The 14,125-nt window shown below is 64.3% G+C and carries 13 protein-coding genes; 7 read left to right on the top strand and 6 right to left on the bottom strand.

Annotated elements, in window-relative coordinates:
• Positions 1 to 6: 6 nt before the first annotated feature.
• From C7446_RS07635 to hexR, 3 genes are all read right to left on the bottom strand, one after another.
• Positions 7 to 861: a putative selenate ABC transporter substrate-binding protein gene (locus tag C7446_RS07635; RefSeq protein ID WP_121172500.1), complete on the bottom strand. Its 855-nt coding sequence runs from the start codon at positions 859 to 861 to the stop codon at positions 7 to 9.
• A gap of 137 nt (positions 862 to 998) precedes the next feature.
• On the bottom strand, positions 999 to 2,438 hold the full coding sequence (locus C7446_RS07630) for a sugar porter family MFS transporter (RefSeq protein ID WP_245977760.1): 1,440 nt from the start codon (positions 2,436 to 2,438) through the stop codon (positions 999 to 1,001).
• Between the two features lie 293 nt (positions 2,439 to 2,731).
• On the bottom strand, positions 2,732 to 3,598 hold the full coding sequence (gene hexR / locus C7446_RS07625) for a transcriptional regulator HexR (protein ID WP_121172499.1): 867 nt from the start codon (positions 3,596 to 3,598) through the stop codon (positions 2,732 to 2,734).
• 356 nt (positions 3,599 to 3,954) lie between these two features.
• Between hexR and zwf the strand changes: the two genes are divergently transcribed.
• Genes zwf through C7446_RS07610 form a run of 3 tightly spaced genes read left to right on the top strand, consistent with a single transcriptional unit; the run spans position 3,955 to position 6,789 of the window.
• Positions 3,955 to 5,430 carry a glucose-6-phosphate dehydrogenase gene (gene zwf / locus C7446_RS07620; RefSeq protein ID WP_121172498.1) on the top strand — a complete coding sequence of 492 codons (1,476 nt, stop codon included), beginning with the start codon at positions 3,955 to 3,957 and terminating at the stop codon, positions 5,428 to 5,430.
• Positions 5,417 to 6,097 carry a 6-phosphogluconolactonase gene (gene pgl, locus C7446_RS07615; RefSeq protein ID WP_245977758.1) on the top strand — a complete coding sequence of 227 codons (681 nt, stop codon included), beginning with the start codon at positions 5,417 to 5,419 and terminating at the stop codon, positions 6,095 to 6,097. Before zwf ends, pgl begins: the two co-directional genes overlap by 14 nt.
• Before the next feature lie 29 nt (positions 6,098 to 6,126).
• Entirely contained in the window at positions 6,127 to 6,789 is a 663-nt protein-coding gene (locus C7446_RS07610) for a bifunctional 4-hydroxy-2-oxoglutarate aldolase/2-dehydro-3-deoxy-phosphogluconate aldolase (RefSeq protein WP_121172496.1), read from the top strand.
• A gap of 128 nt (positions 6,790 to 6,917) precedes the next feature.
• Here C7446_RS07610 and C7446_RS07605 read toward each other — a convergent pair whose 3' ends face one another.
• Genes C7446_RS07605 through glk form a run of 3 tightly spaced genes read right to left on the bottom strand, consistent with a single transcriptional unit; the run spans position 6,918 to position 9,620 of the window.
• On the bottom strand, positions 6,918 to 7,799 hold the full coding sequence (locus tag C7446_RS07605) for an aldo/keto reductase (protein WP_121172495.1): 882 nt from the start codon (positions 7,797 to 7,799) through the stop codon (positions 6,918 to 6,920).
• Positions 7,800 to 7,806: 7 nt separating this feature from the next.
• Positions 7,807 to 8,664, bottom strand: a complete 858-nt coding sequence (locus C7446_RS07600) for a D-hexose-6-phosphate mutarotase (RefSeq protein ID WP_121172494.1) — start codon at positions 8,662 to 8,664, stop codon at positions 7,807 to 7,809.
• Positions 8,661 to 9,620 carry a glucokinase gene (gene glk / locus C7446_RS07595; protein ID WP_121172493.1) on the bottom strand — a complete coding sequence of 320 codons (960 nt, stop codon included), beginning with the start codon at positions 9,618 to 9,620 and terminating at the stop codon, positions 8,661 to 8,663. The genes C7446_RS07600 and glk overlap by 4 nt, the downstream gene beginning before the upstream one ends.
• Before the next feature lie 499 nt (positions 9,621 to 10,119).
• On the opposite strand from glk, the gene gap reads away from it, so the two are divergent.
• The 4 genes from gap to C7446_RS16295 all read left to right on the top strand — a co-directional run bounded on the left by gap (position 10,120) and on the right by C7446_RS16295 (position 14,094).
• Positions 10,120 to 11,124, top strand: a complete 1,005-nt coding sequence (gene gap, locus C7446_RS07590) for a type I glyceraldehyde-3-phosphate dehydrogenase (RefSeq protein WP_121172492.1) — start codon at positions 10,120 to 10,122, stop codon at positions 11,122 to 11,124.
• Positions 11,125 to 11,263: 139 nt separating this feature from the next.
• The gene (locus C7446_RS07585; protein ID WP_121172491.1) at positions 11,264 to 11,947 is read left to right on the top strand and encodes a haloacid dehalogenase type II; all 684 of its coding nucleotides are present in this window, start codon (positions 11,264 to 11,266) and stop codon (positions 11,945 to 11,947) included.
• A gap of 113 nt (positions 11,948 to 12,060) precedes the next feature.
• A complete protein-coding gene (gene betC, locus C7446_RS07580; protein ID WP_121172490.1) occupies positions 12,061 to 13,575 on the top strand; it encodes a choline-sulfatase in 1,515 nt (504 codons plus the stop codon).
• A 198-nt stretch (positions 13,576 to 13,773) separates the two neighbouring features.
• The gene (locus tag C7446_RS16295; protein WP_147408742.1) at positions 13,774 to 14,094 is read left to right on the top strand and encodes a hypothetical protein; all 321 of its coding nucleotides are present in this window, start codon (positions 13,774 to 13,776) and stop codon (positions 14,092 to 14,094) included.
• Positions 14,095 to 14,125: the final 31 nt, after the last annotated feature.

The raw sequence follows: 14,125 nt of genomic DNA, 5'->3' as shown, positions 1-14,125 counted from the left end.
CTCCGTTCAGCGCAGCAGTTCCAGCTGATGACCGACGCGTCTGATGGGAGCATAGTCGTCATTGGAGACCGGAATGAAGCCCGCGCGCGGAAAGCTTGCAAGCAGTTCGGGATCGCTCATGTCGAGCAGGGCCTGGCGAACGGCGGCTTTGGTGCCCTGACCGAAGTGCTGATCGACATCACCGCGAATGGTCCATTGATAGTCGGGGTAGCGGGGGGATTTCCAGATCACGTGCACCTTGTCGGTGTCCACGCCGTGCTGCTGGACTTCATCCTGCCAGACCTTGTAGTTGACCGCGCCGATGTCGTAGGCGCCGGATTCGACCAGTGCAATGGTCCGGGTATGGTCGCCGGAGAAGCCGACCCGCGAGAAGAGCTCGCCGGGTGACTGCTCGAAGCGCTGGCGCAGGTAGTATTCCGGCATCAGCCGACCCGAGGTCGAGGTTCTGGCGCCGAAGGTGAAGGAGTGTCCTTCGAGGGCAGCCGGCAGCCGCTGCTGGTCGGCGGCAATGGCGGTCGAGGTATTGGCGATGAAATAGCTGCGAAACCCGGCGTCTTCCCGGCCCTGGGCGAGGGCTTCGGAATCGGGCACCAGCTCCCGGGCCTGCACCCCGGTCAGGCCGCCGAACCAGGCCAGCTGCACCTGATCGTTGCGAAAGGCGCTGACCGCTGCCGGATAGGACTTCACCGGTACATATTCGACGTCCAGGCCGGTCTGCTGCGACAGGTAGTCGGCCACCCTGTCGAAACGCGCCACCAGCTTGTCCTCGTTCTCATCGGGAATGGCGGTGAAACGGAAGGTATCGGCCAGAGCGTGAACGCTGACCAGGGTCAGCAGCAGGGCGAACAGGCAGCGGCACATCGAAAGCTCCCGGGGGCATGATGGATGTCAGGAGGGGCAGTTTATGGGCTTTCGCGCAGGTTTGCGAGCAGGGTGCCGGAACGACAGGGGCCCTGCATCGTCAGACGATGCAGGGCCCCCGAAGCGCAGACGGCCGATCAGCTGCCGATGTTGCGCAGCGCCTTGCCGCTCATCAGTTTCTTTTCGATGCTCTCCAGCGAGATGCCCTTGGTTTCCGGGATCAGCATGAAGGTCAGCACGATGAATACGGCATTGAGACCCGCCAGGATACCGAAGGTGGCGGTACCGCCGATTCCGGCGATCATCACCGGGAAGAACTGACCGACGGCAAAGTTGCCCACCCAGTTCGAGACCGTCGAGGCACTGATGCCGAAATCACGGCCGTGCAGCGGCTGGATCTCGGCGCAGAGCGTCCAGATCAGCGGCCCGGCGGACATGGCGAAGCCGGCCACGAAGATCAGCAGCGCGCCCATGGCGGTATACTGCAGGAAGGTCGTGGAGGGGCCGATGCCCAGGATCAGGGCCAGCACCGCCATGCTGGTGGCCATGATGGTAAAGCCGGCATAGAGGATCGGCTTGCGCCCGAGCCGGTCGATGAATCCGATGGCGATGAAGGTGGCCAGCACGTTGATCAGACCGGTAACCACCGTACTCCAGAGCTGGGCGGCGGTGCCCTCGAAGCCCGACAGCTGGAAGATCTGCGGGGCGAAGTACATGATCGCGTTCATGCCGGTGAACTGCTGCACCAGCTGCAGGCAGATGCCCAGCATGACCGAGCGGCGGAAGTTGGGGTTCTCCTTGAACATGTCCCAGCCGCGGCTCTGACTCTCGGATTCGACGCTCTCCTGGATCTCCTTCATTTCATAGTCGACCTCGGCCTGCGAGCTGCGCAAACGTTGCAGGACTTCCCGGGCCTCGTCGAAACGGTCCCGGGCGGCCAGCCAGCGCGGGCTGGTGGGTACCATCAGCACCCCCAGGAAGAGCATGAAGGCGGGGATCATCAGCACGCCGAACATCCAGCGCCAGCTTTCGACATAACTGAAGGCCAGATTGGAGACGAAGGCGGCCAGGATGCCGATGGTGACCATCAGCTGATAGAAGGAGATGGTGGTGCCGCGAATGCGCTCCGGGGCCACTTCGGAGAGATAGAGCGGCGCCGTGAAGGAGGCCACGCCCACGGCCAGACCCAGCAGGATGCGCGCGATGACCAGCACGGTGGTGTTGGGCGCGATGACGGCGACCAGGGCCCCGACAAAGAACAGCAGCGAGCTGTAGAGCAGCGCCTTTCTGCGGCCGAAGCGCTGGGAGATGCCTCCGGCCATCAGGGCTCCCAGCGCGGCGCCGACCATCATCGAGCTGACGATCCAGCCCTCCATGGCGGTCGAGACGTGAAAGTCCTGCTTGATGAAGGGCAGGGCACCGGAAATGACCCCGATGTCCATGCCGAACAGCAGTCCGGCCAGCGCCGCCAGCGCGCAGCTGAACCAGACCATGGGGACGATATCGGCGTGCAGTACAGCGTCGGGTTTCTGATCCCGGGCAGCTGCGGTATCGCTGCCTGAGGATTGATCGGACATGAACCATCTCCTTGTTGCATTGTTCGGCGTACCTTCGTGTCTGCTGCAATGACGTGCACGCGTCGCTACCACAGCGAGAGGGGGCCGGTGTATCGGAAAACGCTCATTATGGTCAGCGCTCTGCGCCGCATGAAACCTTTCTCGGAACTTTGCGACCAAAGTAGAAGACGTGCTGCCACTGCATGCGACAGCAGCCCGGCGCGTGGAGAGCACGCACCGCCGACCGTGGTCCGAGTATAGACCTTCGCAGCAGAACCGGATGTGCTGCTGCGGATCAGTGCTGCCGCCGGGGGCTATTCCGCCTCGTCCTGCGGGGGGAACTTGGTCGGCAAGAGGCTGTCCTTGATCTTCTTGAGATGCGGGAGAAAGTCATCGCCGCGGCGCAGCGTGACGCCGGTGGCCAGCACGTCAATCAGTGCCAGATGCACCATGCGCGAGGTCATCGGCATGTAGAATTCGGTATCCTCGCCCGGGCTGATACCGAGGCTCTCGGTACACTGTTCGGCCAGCGGCGAGTCGGCTACCGTGATACCCAGCACCACGGCGCCGTTTTCGCGTGCCAGCTGGGCAATCTCGACCATTTCCCGGGTGCGGCCGGTGTAGGAGATGGCGACCACCACATCACCGGTATGCGCCGCCGCGGCGACCATGCGCTGCATCAGCACGTCATCGTAGGCCATGACCGGCAGATTGAAGCGGAAGAACTTGTGCTGGGCATCGAAGGCGACCGCACCCGAGCCGCCAAGACCGAAGAAGCTGATCTGACGGGCCTGGCTGAGATGGTCGACCATGCGCTCGATGCGCCTGGCATCCACCGTGCGACGGGCTTCGTCGAGGGCCGCAATGGTGGCGCCGAAGATCTTGTCGGCATACGAGCGGGCATCATCGCCGTGTTCGACGCTGCGGCTGACATAGGGAGTACCACCGGCCAGGCTCTGCGCCAGCTTGATCTTGAAGTCCGGATAGCCACGGGTTTCGAAGTTGCGACAGAAGCGGTTGACGGTCGGTTCGCTGACCGACGCTGCCTGCGCCAGGGTGGCGATGCTCATGCCGGTGGCTGCGGCGGGATCATCGAGAATGACCTGGGCGACCTTGCGCTCGGAACGGTTCAGCGTTTCCAGGCGTTCACGAATTCGGGACAGCAGATCATAGGCTGCCATGAGTGCTTTTCCATCCAGTGATCATGAGTAAGACTGTGGTTGCGGAACTGTGGTTGCGGAACCGGGTGCAGAACCGTGGTTGCGACCCCGACCTGCGCCCATCGGCGATTCGCAGACCGGCACGGTGGGGCGCCCGGAAACGCTTGCCCGGTAGCGGGCGCCCGGGATGACGCTCCGGTGGCGGCAGAGTGTCGAGCGTGACACGCAATCCTGCCACGTTGAAACTCGAGCGCCAACTTGCCGCGACCGAAGACGAGTCGCCCCTGGAGTTGGTAAACTTACGGAAACGAGTTGCGAGGATGTAAGCTTCATGGCTAACGCTGTCGTTAAATTCACAGGTCGGGAAGGAGCGAGGCATGAGTGACGGAACAACGCCTGCCGTCGACGTAGCCCTGTTCGGGGCGCTGGGCGATCTGGCCCTGCGCAAGCTTTATGTGGCGCTCTATCATCTCGATCGTGAAGGCCTGATGCACGAGGAGACCCGGATCCTCGGGCTGGCCCGTCAGGAATATGACATCGATGCGTTCCGGGCACGGGTACGCGATGCGCTCGAGAGTCGGGTCCCCGGTGATGAGCGTACCGAAGAGACGCTGACCCGCTTTCTCGATCGACTGGCCTACATACAGCTCGAGTTCGACGCCACCGAAGGGTACAGGCAGATCAGTCAGTGGCATGGTCACAATTCCCATCCGCTGACGGTCTATCTGTCGGTACCGGCGCGCCTTTATGGCGAGATCTGCTCGAACCTCTCGCAGACCGGCTGTCTGGACAGCGAGTCGCGGGTGGTGGTCGAGAAACCGATCGGTTACGACCTGGAGAGCTCGCGGGAGATCAATGACGCGATCGGCGCGGTCTTCGACGAGTCGCGCATCTATCGCATCGACCACTACCTCGGCAAGGAAACGGTCCAGAACCTGCTGGCACTGCGCTTTGCCAACCCGCTGTTCGGCAATCAGTGGAACCAGAACCAGATTTCCCACGTCGAGATCACCGTTGCCGAAACGGTGGGCATCGAAGGGCGCTGGGGCTACTTCGATCAGGCCGGACAGCTGCGTGACATGGTGCAGAACCACCTCATGCAGCTGCTGTGCATGATCGCCATGGATCCGCCGTCGAATCTCGATGCCGACAGCATCCGTGACGAGAAGGTCAAGGTGCTCAAGGCGCTGCGGCCGATCGAGGGTGAACGGCTCAATACCGATGTGGTCCGCGGCCAGTACGTGGCCGGCACCAGTGGCGGCAAGCAGGTGCCCGGCTATCTGGAAGAGGAGGGCGCCAATACCGACTCGCGCACCGAAACCTTCGTGGCCTTCAAGACCGAGGTTTCCAACTGGCGCTGGGCCGGGGTGCCGTTCTATCTGCGCACCGGCAAGCGGATGCCGGAGAAGCTCTCCCAGATCGTCATCCACTTCCGTCAGCAGTCGCACTACATCTTTGATCCCGATCAGCGCGGCATGGCTTCCAACAAGCTGATCATCCGGCTGCAGCCGGACGAGGGGATCGCCCTGCAGGTGCTGACCAAGGACAGCGGTCTGGACAAGGGCATGCGGCTGCGCACCGGGCCGCTGCACCTGGATTTTCATCAGGCGTTTCCGAGCACGCGGATTCCCGATGCCTACGAACGGCTGCTGCTCGAGGTCATGAAGGGCCAGCAGTACCTGTTCGTGCGGCGTGACGAGATCGAGTATGCCTGGCGCTGGGTCGATACCCTGATCGCCGGCTGGGAGGCCCGGGACATGCCGCCCAAGCGCTATCCGGCGGGCTCCTGGGGGCCGGTCTCCTCGATTGCCATGATCACTCAGGATGGAAGGTCCTGGTATGAAGACTACTGACATGCAGGATGAACGTTCCCGGCTGGCGCAGGCGCTGGCCGAGGCCGTGGCCGAAGCGCTGCGCGAGGACCTGGCGCAGCAGTCGCGGGCACTTTTGGTGGTATCCGGCGGCTCGACGCCGGTGCCGTTTTTCGCCGCCCTGGCCAGCCGCGAACTGGACTGGTCGCGGGTCGATGTCACGCTGGCCGACGAGCGCTGGGTAGCGCCCGATCACCAGGACAGCAACGAGCGGCTGGTGCGCGAGAATCTGCTGGTGGGTCCGGCAGCGGCGGCCCGCTTTCATGCGCTGACCACCACGGCCGATTCGCCCGAAGCGGGCGTGGCCGACATCAGCGAGCGGATTGCTGCGCTGAGCTGGCCGGCCAGCGTGGTCATCTTCGGTATGGGTGGCGACGGTCACACGGCGTCGCTGTTCCCCGACAGTCCGCAGCTGGAAGAGGGGCTGACCACCGAGGCCGTGGCACTGGCGGCGCACTCGCCGAGTGTGTCGCAGGGGCGCATTTCGCTCTCCCGCCACCGGCTGATACAGGCACGGCGGCACTTTCTGCATATCGCCGGCGATGACAAGCGCGCCATGTTTGCGCGAGCCTTTGGTGGTGACGATGCCCGGGAGCTACCCATCCGGGCCTTTCTGGGCGAAGCGATCGCCCTCTACTGGGCGCCCTGAGGGAGTCCCTCGGGAGCAAGGAGGTGCCAATGACCGCGGATAGACAGCTGCCCGCTACGCGGACCAGTGAAATCGACAGCATCTGCCAACGGGTCCCCCTGATTCCGGTACTGACCATTCATAATCTGGAGGATACCGTGCCGCTGTGCCGGGCGCTCTACGAGGGGGGGCTGACCACCCTCGAGATTACCCTGCGCACCGACTGCGCACTCCAGGCCCTGCACCGTCTGCGCGATGCCCTGCCGGAGGCCAGCATCGGCGCCGGTACCGTCATCACGCTCGGGCAGTACCGTCAGGCCGAGGAGGCCGGGGTGGATTTCGTGGTCACACCGGGGACTACCGAACAGCTCTACGAGTACGGCACGCGCAGCCCGGTACCGCTGCTGCCCGGCATTGCCACCATGACCGAGGCCCTGACCGGGTGGCAGTACGGCTATCGGCGCTTCAAGTTCTTCCCGGCCGAGGCCAGTGGCGGGGTGGACGCACTCAAGTCCTTTGCCGGACCGCTGCGGGACGCCCGTTTCTGTCCGACCGGGGGCATCACGCCGGACAATGCCGCCAACTACCTCAGGCTGCGCAATGTGATGTGCGTGGGCGGTTCCTGGGTAATGCCCCCCGAGCTCATCGAGCGCGAGGACTGGGGCGCCATTCGTGCGCTCGCCGAGGAAACCGTACGGGATATCGGTGGCTGAAGCCGCCAACGCTCGTCGCCCGTGGACGACCGTAACCCTCTCTCTCGACAGCCCAGGCTGTTGACCTTGCCCATCCTGTTGGATGGGCTTTTTTTTGCTGCAGGCCCGGGCGATTCGGGGCAGCCGGGTTACGGCACCCGGCAGGCGCGAGCGGCTTCCAGCAGCGCAAACCACTCGGTTCGCGTCAGCTCCAGCCCGGCATCGTCGCGCATGGCCCGAAGTCTCTCGGGTCGCAGGGTGCCCACGACCGGTACGGGGCCGTTCGGAATGCGTCTGAGCCAGGCGAGTGCCACGCCGGCCGGCGTGGCGCCATAGTCCTCGGCCAGCTGGTGGAGCAGGTGACCGAGCTGATTCTCGAACAGCCGGCCACCGCACAGCGGCGACCAGGCCATGCCGGGCAGGCCATCGAGTCGCATGGCGTCCCACAGGCCATCGAACAGCAGCTGTGAGCGGGCAATGGAGAGCTCGATCTGATGACCGGCCAGCGAGTGACGCATGGCGGCCTGCAGCCGTCGCCACTGAGCCGGCAGGTGATTGGATACCCCGGCGCTGCCGAGCCGGCCATCGTCGATGGCGCTGTCGAGCGTGGCGCCAACCGCGTCGATATCGCTCAGCGGGTCGGGGCGGTGCAACAGCAGCAGATCGATATGATCGACATTGAGGCGGCGCAGGGCCGCATTGATCGAGGATTCGAGATACGCCGGGTCGGTTGCATAATGCTTGACCTGCCAGGGGGACCCATCGACATGGGCCGGCACGATGCCGATCTTGGTGACGATGCGCACCCGCCCGGCCAGCGCCGGGCGCTGGGCGAGCGCCTCGCCGAACAGCCGCTCGCCGGCGTGGTCGCCGTGTCCGCCGGCACCGTAGATATCGGCGTGATCGAACCAGCAGAGCCCGTCATCGAGCCGGGCCTCGATCCAGTCGGCGAGATGACGGGGCGAGTTCAGCCGGTCGTTGGCCGGCAGGTTTCTCATCCCCATGATCAGGGGCGTCTCGAACACGCTCATGTGCTGCTCACTCGTCGGCCAGGGAGACGTGCATGGAGAGCCGGTGCTGGGCACCCGGCGCCAGCCAGACCGGATCGAGCTGGGTGCAGGCGGCCTCGACGCAGAGGAACCGGTCGAGTTCTCCGGCGACCACATCGCCGGGGGGCGGCGTGCCCGGATGCCAGACCACGCTGGAATCACTGCCGTTCTTGGCAATGCGCAGCCGTCGCTGGCCATCATCGAGGACCAGTGGCCGGCTGGAGTGATAGATGCGATCCAGACCCCCCCGGATACCGAGTTCGCCGACCTGATCGTGCTCGCTGAAGCTGTCGAGCTTGTCGATGTAACGGGCGCCGGACAGCCCCTCGACCCGGCACGCCCCGGTGCTGGTGACATCGAAATAGCTGTGCAGCGCCTGGGTCAGACGGGTCGGGGTCTCGCCGTCGTGTTCGGTCATCAGCTCCAGCGCCAGCCGGCGGGCGTTGGCGTGGATTACCAGCCGCGGGCTGAGCTGCTCGTCGAGCCGCTGTTCGGGGAAGAGGTGAATCTCGACACCGTCCTCGCTGTCATCCACCGCCTCGATCATCCAGTCAGCAGTGCGGGCCGTACCGTGGGCCGGCCCCTGACCATCCTCGCGATCGCCGAACCAGGGCCAGCAGAGCGGGATGCCACCGCGGATTGCGCCGGGAGGCGCCTTGGGCGTGGAGCCGGTCCACAGCCAGTCCTGCTGGCCACGGGGCGCGAAGTGCAGCAGATGGCCGCCATGACGCGACAGGGCCAGCTCCCCCCAGGACTCGTTGATCAGCAGTACGCTGCGCTGAGCCCACTGGATATCGCGGCGACCACTGGTGTCATCAAGGGCCTGACGCAGGGCCTCGGGAATCATGATACCTCCTCGTTGTGCAGGGCTTCGGCAGCGCCCAGCAGTCCGGTCCATTCGGCCGTCACCACCCAGGTGGCGATGGTGGCATTGTAGTGCTCCATGCGGCCCTTGTTGGTGAAGGCCCGGCGGAAATCGCTGTCCTGCAGGAAGTCGAGGTTCTTGGGGAGGATGCCGCCGCAGAGATAGACCCCGCCACGCGCACCGAGGGTGAGGGTGACATCACCGGTCACATCCCCGAGCATCTTGCAAAAGCGCATGATGGCGCTGCGGGCGTAGTCATCGCCCTGGCCGGCAGCCTCGGAGACGGCCGAGGGAGAGTCCAGGCCTGCCCGGACGCCATCGAACTCGCACAGGGCGTGATAGGTGTCGAGAATGCCCTGACCGCATAGCATGCGTTCGATGGAGACCCTGCCATAGCGCTGCTGGAACCATTCGAGCAGGCGCATTTCGGTATCGTCGGTGGGGGCAAAGCTGGCATGGCCGCCTTCGGCGGAGAGCGGAATCCAGAAGCGCTGGCTGGGCGCCAGACCGGCTACACCGAGGCCGGTGCCGGGGCCGATGACCAGCCGGGCGCGGCCGGCTTCGCTGCCGCCTTCGCCGATCTTGACCAGGTCTTCCTCGCTGATGTGCGGCAGCCCCAGCGCCATGGCGGTGAAGTCATTGATGGCCTTGAAATTGTCCAGCCCGAGCGTTTTCTTCATGGCCGACTTGCGAAAATGCCACGGATTGTTGGTCATTTTCACTTCATCTTCATGCACCGGGCAGGCAAAAGCCAGACAGGCTTCCCGGGGGGCCTTGCTGCCAACCTTGTCGAGATAGGCGCGGACCGCTTCGTCGAGATTGGAGAAATCGGCACACGGCAGGGTTTCGATGTCGTGCAGATCGAACTCTCCGGGTGTCACCAGTGCGAAACGGGCATTGGTGCCACCGATATCGCCGACCAGAGCGGGTCGTGTCATTGGGTTGGTCTCCTGACGTTGGTCATACCTGTACTGAGTGCGCGACGGGCCGCAGCGGTCGGGCCACGAGGATAGCGTGCCGGCTGGCAAACGCTGTGCCCCGATGATTACCGGCGACCGGTCCGGATCATTCCCGGGCGGGCGTGCATCGTTGCGGACCACGCAGGTCGGCGCATGATCGATATCGTCCCTACTTTAGCGGAGAAGGCTGCCGGGCGTCACGATATGAGGTCGGGACTGGCAAGGTGCGCGTGGAACGACCAGACTGGGACAACAGGATCACGGGTTACCGTTTCAGGTGTAACCCGCCGCCGCAACAGTTGTTCCCGGGTCGGGGGCGCACCGGCCGGTTCGATGAGCCGGAGATTGACGATATCTGCACCGGGGATGTAGTAATCTTCCATCATCGTCCCCATGTCATTGGCAGAACCGGTTTCCGGCAGACCCGGGATAGTTCCCGAACCTGTCATTTTCCATCCAGTCGCAGGAGGAAGCAGCGATGACCCTACGTGTTGCCATCAATGGTTTCGGTCGCATCGGCCGCAACGCCTTTCGTGCTCTCTATGAGAACGGTTATCGCGATCGCATGGAGGTGGTGGCCATCAATGATCTGGGCGATCCGGAGCTCAATGCGCACCTGCTCGAACACGACAGCACGCACGGGCACTTCAATTTCCCCATCAGTCATGACAATGACAGCCTGACGGTCGACGGCGACCGGATTCGCATCCTCGCCGAGAAGGATCCGGCGCAGCTGCCATGGAAAGAGCTGAACGTCGACCTGGTCATGGAGTGCACCGGCATCTTCACCTCGCGCGATGGCGCCGCCAAACACCTCGAGGCCGGCGCCGGACGCGTGCTGATCTCCGCGCCCAGCGGTGATGCCGACGCTACCGTGGTCTTCGGTGTCAACGAGCAGGACCTCACCAGCGAGCACACCGTGGTTTCCAACGGTTCCTGCACCACCAACTGCCTGGCGCCGCTGGCCAAGGCGCTGCACGAGGGTGTCGGCATCGAGACCGGGCTGATGACCACGGTGCACGCCTACACCAACGACCAGAACCTGGCGGACGTCTATCACAAGGACCCCTTCCGGGCGCGCAGTGCCACCCAGTCGATGATTCCGACCAAGACCGGGGCTGCCTCGGCCGTGGCGAAGGTGCTGCCGGATCTGACCGGCAAGCTCGATGGCTTCGCCATCCGCGTGCCGGTGCTCAACGTCTCGGTGGTCGATCTGACCTTCACCGCCAGCCGCGAGACCTCCAGTGAGGAGATCAACCGGCTGGTGTCGGAAGCTGCGCAGAAGTCGGCGGTCATGGACGTCAACGAGAAGCCGCTGGTATCGATTGATTTCAACCACAATGCGCACTCGTCGATCTTTGACAGCAACCACACCCGGGTGTCCGGCACGCTGGTGAAGGTGCTGGCCTGGTATGACAACGAGTGGGGCTTCTCCAATCGCATGCTGGACACCGCGCTTGCGATGTCGAAGACCATGAAGTAAGCCTGCCGAGTCATTCGGTAGCCGATGGGGCGCCTTCCTGCGGGGAGGCGCCCCTTGTGTTGGGCAGGTGGGTGTCGGTCAGCCTCCGGTGCCGACCCCGCCGCGCGCCTGCCCGCCGGCCCTGCAGTGGAGACTTGCAATGTCCGAAATCACGCTTGCCTTTGATGTCTATGGCACCCTGATCGACCCTTATGCACTCGCCGATGAACTGCGGCCGCAGCTGGGCGAGCAGGCCGAGACGGTGGCTGCGGCCTGGCGCGCCAGTCAGCTGCAGCTCTCCTTCCGGCGCGGGCTGATGGGGCGCTATGACGACTTCAGCGTCTGTACCCGTCACGGGCTGGATGTGGCACTGGCGGCGCATGCACCCGAAATCGATGAAGCGACGCGTCAGGCTTGGATGGCCGCCTATGCCCGGCTGCCGGCCTTCGATGAGGTTGCCGATGCCCTGACGGCGCTGGGTCGGCAGGGGTATCGACGGGTCGCCTTTTCCAACGGCAGCCATGACGCCATGCGCAGCGTGCTTGGCAACGCCGGGCTGCTCGAGCACTTCGAGGACCTGGTCAGCGTCGACGAGATCAGGCGCTTCAAGCCCGACCCGGCGGTCTATCATCATCTGGCCCGGCGCATGCAGAGCGCGCATGATCGCCTGTGGCTGGTTTCCAGCAACAACTGGGATGTACAGGGCGCACGCCATGCCGGGCTCAATGCGGCCTGGATCCAGCGTGATCCCGCGGCCCTGATCGAGGACCCGGCGCTGGCACCGAATTGCCGTGTGGTTGCGCTGGACGAGCTGCCGGCGGCACTCGGCGCACACGGTAGATGAGTCGTTTCATGCCCCAGCAGTGCCGGGCCTGAGCGGCCGGGAATATCGTTTGTCGCTTCCGCTCCCGGGGCGCATGCTGTTCAGACCGCACTCACGGCAGCCCGGGAGGGAAGATGACAAGGCCCAATATTCTGGTACTGATGGCCGATCAGGTGAACGGCACCCTGTTCGAGGATGGCCCCGCCGACTTTCTGCACATGCCACACCTGAAGGCACTGGCCGAACGCTCGGTGCGCTTCAGGAATGCCTATACGCCCAGCTATCTCTGCGCCCCCGGGCGGGCGGCCTTCATGTCGGGACAGCTGCCCTCGCGTACCGGCGTTTACGACAACGCCGCCGAGTTTCCCTCCAGCGTGCCGACCTGGGCGCACCATCTGCGCCGGGCCGGCTACGAGACCTGCCTTTCCGGCAAGATGCATTTTGTCGGTCCCGATCAGCTGCACGGCTTCGAGTCCCGCCTGACCACCGATGTCTATCCGCCCGATTTCGGCTGGACTCCGGACTACCGCCGCCCCGGCGAGCGCATCGACTGGTGGTATCACAATCTGGGCTCGGTCACCGGTGCCGGTGTCGCCGAGATCAGCAATCAGATGGAGTATGACGACGAGGTCGCCTTTCACGCCGAGCAGAAGCTCTATGACCTGTCACGCGGCCATGACGAGCGGCCGTGGGCGATGTGCGTCAGCTTTACCCATCCGCACGATCCCTATGTGGCGCGACGAGAGTTCTGGGATCTCTACAACGATTGCGCGCATCTCGAGCCGAAGCTGGCGGCGGTGCCCTACGCGCAGCAGGACCCGCACTCCCAGCGCCTCTATGAGGCCAACGACTACACCCAATTCGATATCCGGCCGGAGAACGTGCATCGGGCGCGACAGGGCTACTTTGCCAATCTTTCCTACATCGATGACAAGATCGGCGGCATCATGGATGTGCTCGAGCGCACCCGGATGAAGGACAACACCATCGTGCTGTTCGTCTCCGATCACGGCGACATGCTCGGCGAGCGCGGGCTGTGGTTCAAGATGAGTCCGTTCGAGGGCTCGTCGCGGGTACCGCTGATGATCAGTGCCCCGGGGCTCGAGCCGAAGCGGGTCGACACGCCGGTCTCCTCGATCGACGTCAATGCCACCCTGGCCGATCTGGTGGGGATCGATCTTGGCGAGATCGATCCCTGGACCGATGGCCAGTCGCTGCTGCCGCTGGCGCAGGGCGGCACGCGCGAGGCGCCGGTCTTCATGGAGTATGCCGCCGAAGGCAGCTATGCGCCGCTGGTGACCATTCGCCAGGGCAGGTGGAAGTTCAATCACTGCGAGATCGACCCGCCCCAGCTGTTCGATCTGGAGCATGATCCCGACGAACAGCACAACCTGGCCGGTGACCCCGGGCATCACGCCATTCTGACCGAATTTACCCGTCAGATGATGGATCGCTGGGACATGGCCCGCTTCGATGCCGAGGTGCGCGAGAGTCAGGCGCGCCGGCTGATCGTCTATGAGGCGCTGCGCAACGGGGCCTATTTCCCCTGGGATCACCAGCCGCTGCAGGTGGCCTCGGAGCGCTACATGCGCAACCACATGGATCTCAACGTGCTGGAAGATGCGCAGCGCTTCCCGCGTGGCGAGTGAGCCGGCGCCGGGCCTGCGGGTCCGGTATCCGTGCGGTGTTGCCGTTCGGCGACAAAGGGTTTGACAGCCAGGGGTCTGTTATGGTTGCTGTAGCGGTGTTACACTCCGCCCCATCATTCGTTGACGGTAGTTCACTGCCTGCTATTTCAGGGTTGCCGATCATCGACTTCCGGTGCGGTGGCCATCGAGGCTCGGCTCATGCAGAAAGCAACAGACAAAGAGTGTGTTCAGGGGGTACATCACCTGATCGGTTCGACCCTGCGGGACGGGCGTCGTGACCGGACAGGACGTATCGTCGGCATCGATCAGACCCGCGACCACCCGGTCGTGGATATTGTCTGGGCGGGGCAGCGACGCGCCGATCGCATCATCGTGACCTGTGATCAGCTGCGTGAGCTGGTAGCGGCATGCCGCCGACAGGAGACGATCTCCCGCGCACCCGGCCCGGTCGGGCATGCCACCGGGGAGACGGTCGTCGGAGCCCCGCCAGTGCTCGCCGAGCAGCGCCGGCTCGCCTGATACCGCGACCGGCGGCCCGGTCATTACGGCT

Origin of the sequence: Kushneria sinocarnis, assembly GCF_003633775.1 — a bacterium.
Taxonomy (GTDB): domain Bacteria; phylum Pseudomonadota; class Gammaproteobacteria; order Pseudomonadales; family Halomonadaceae; genus Kushneria; species Kushneria sinocarnis.
This window is presented reverse-complemented; position numbering and strand designations above follow the sequence as displayed.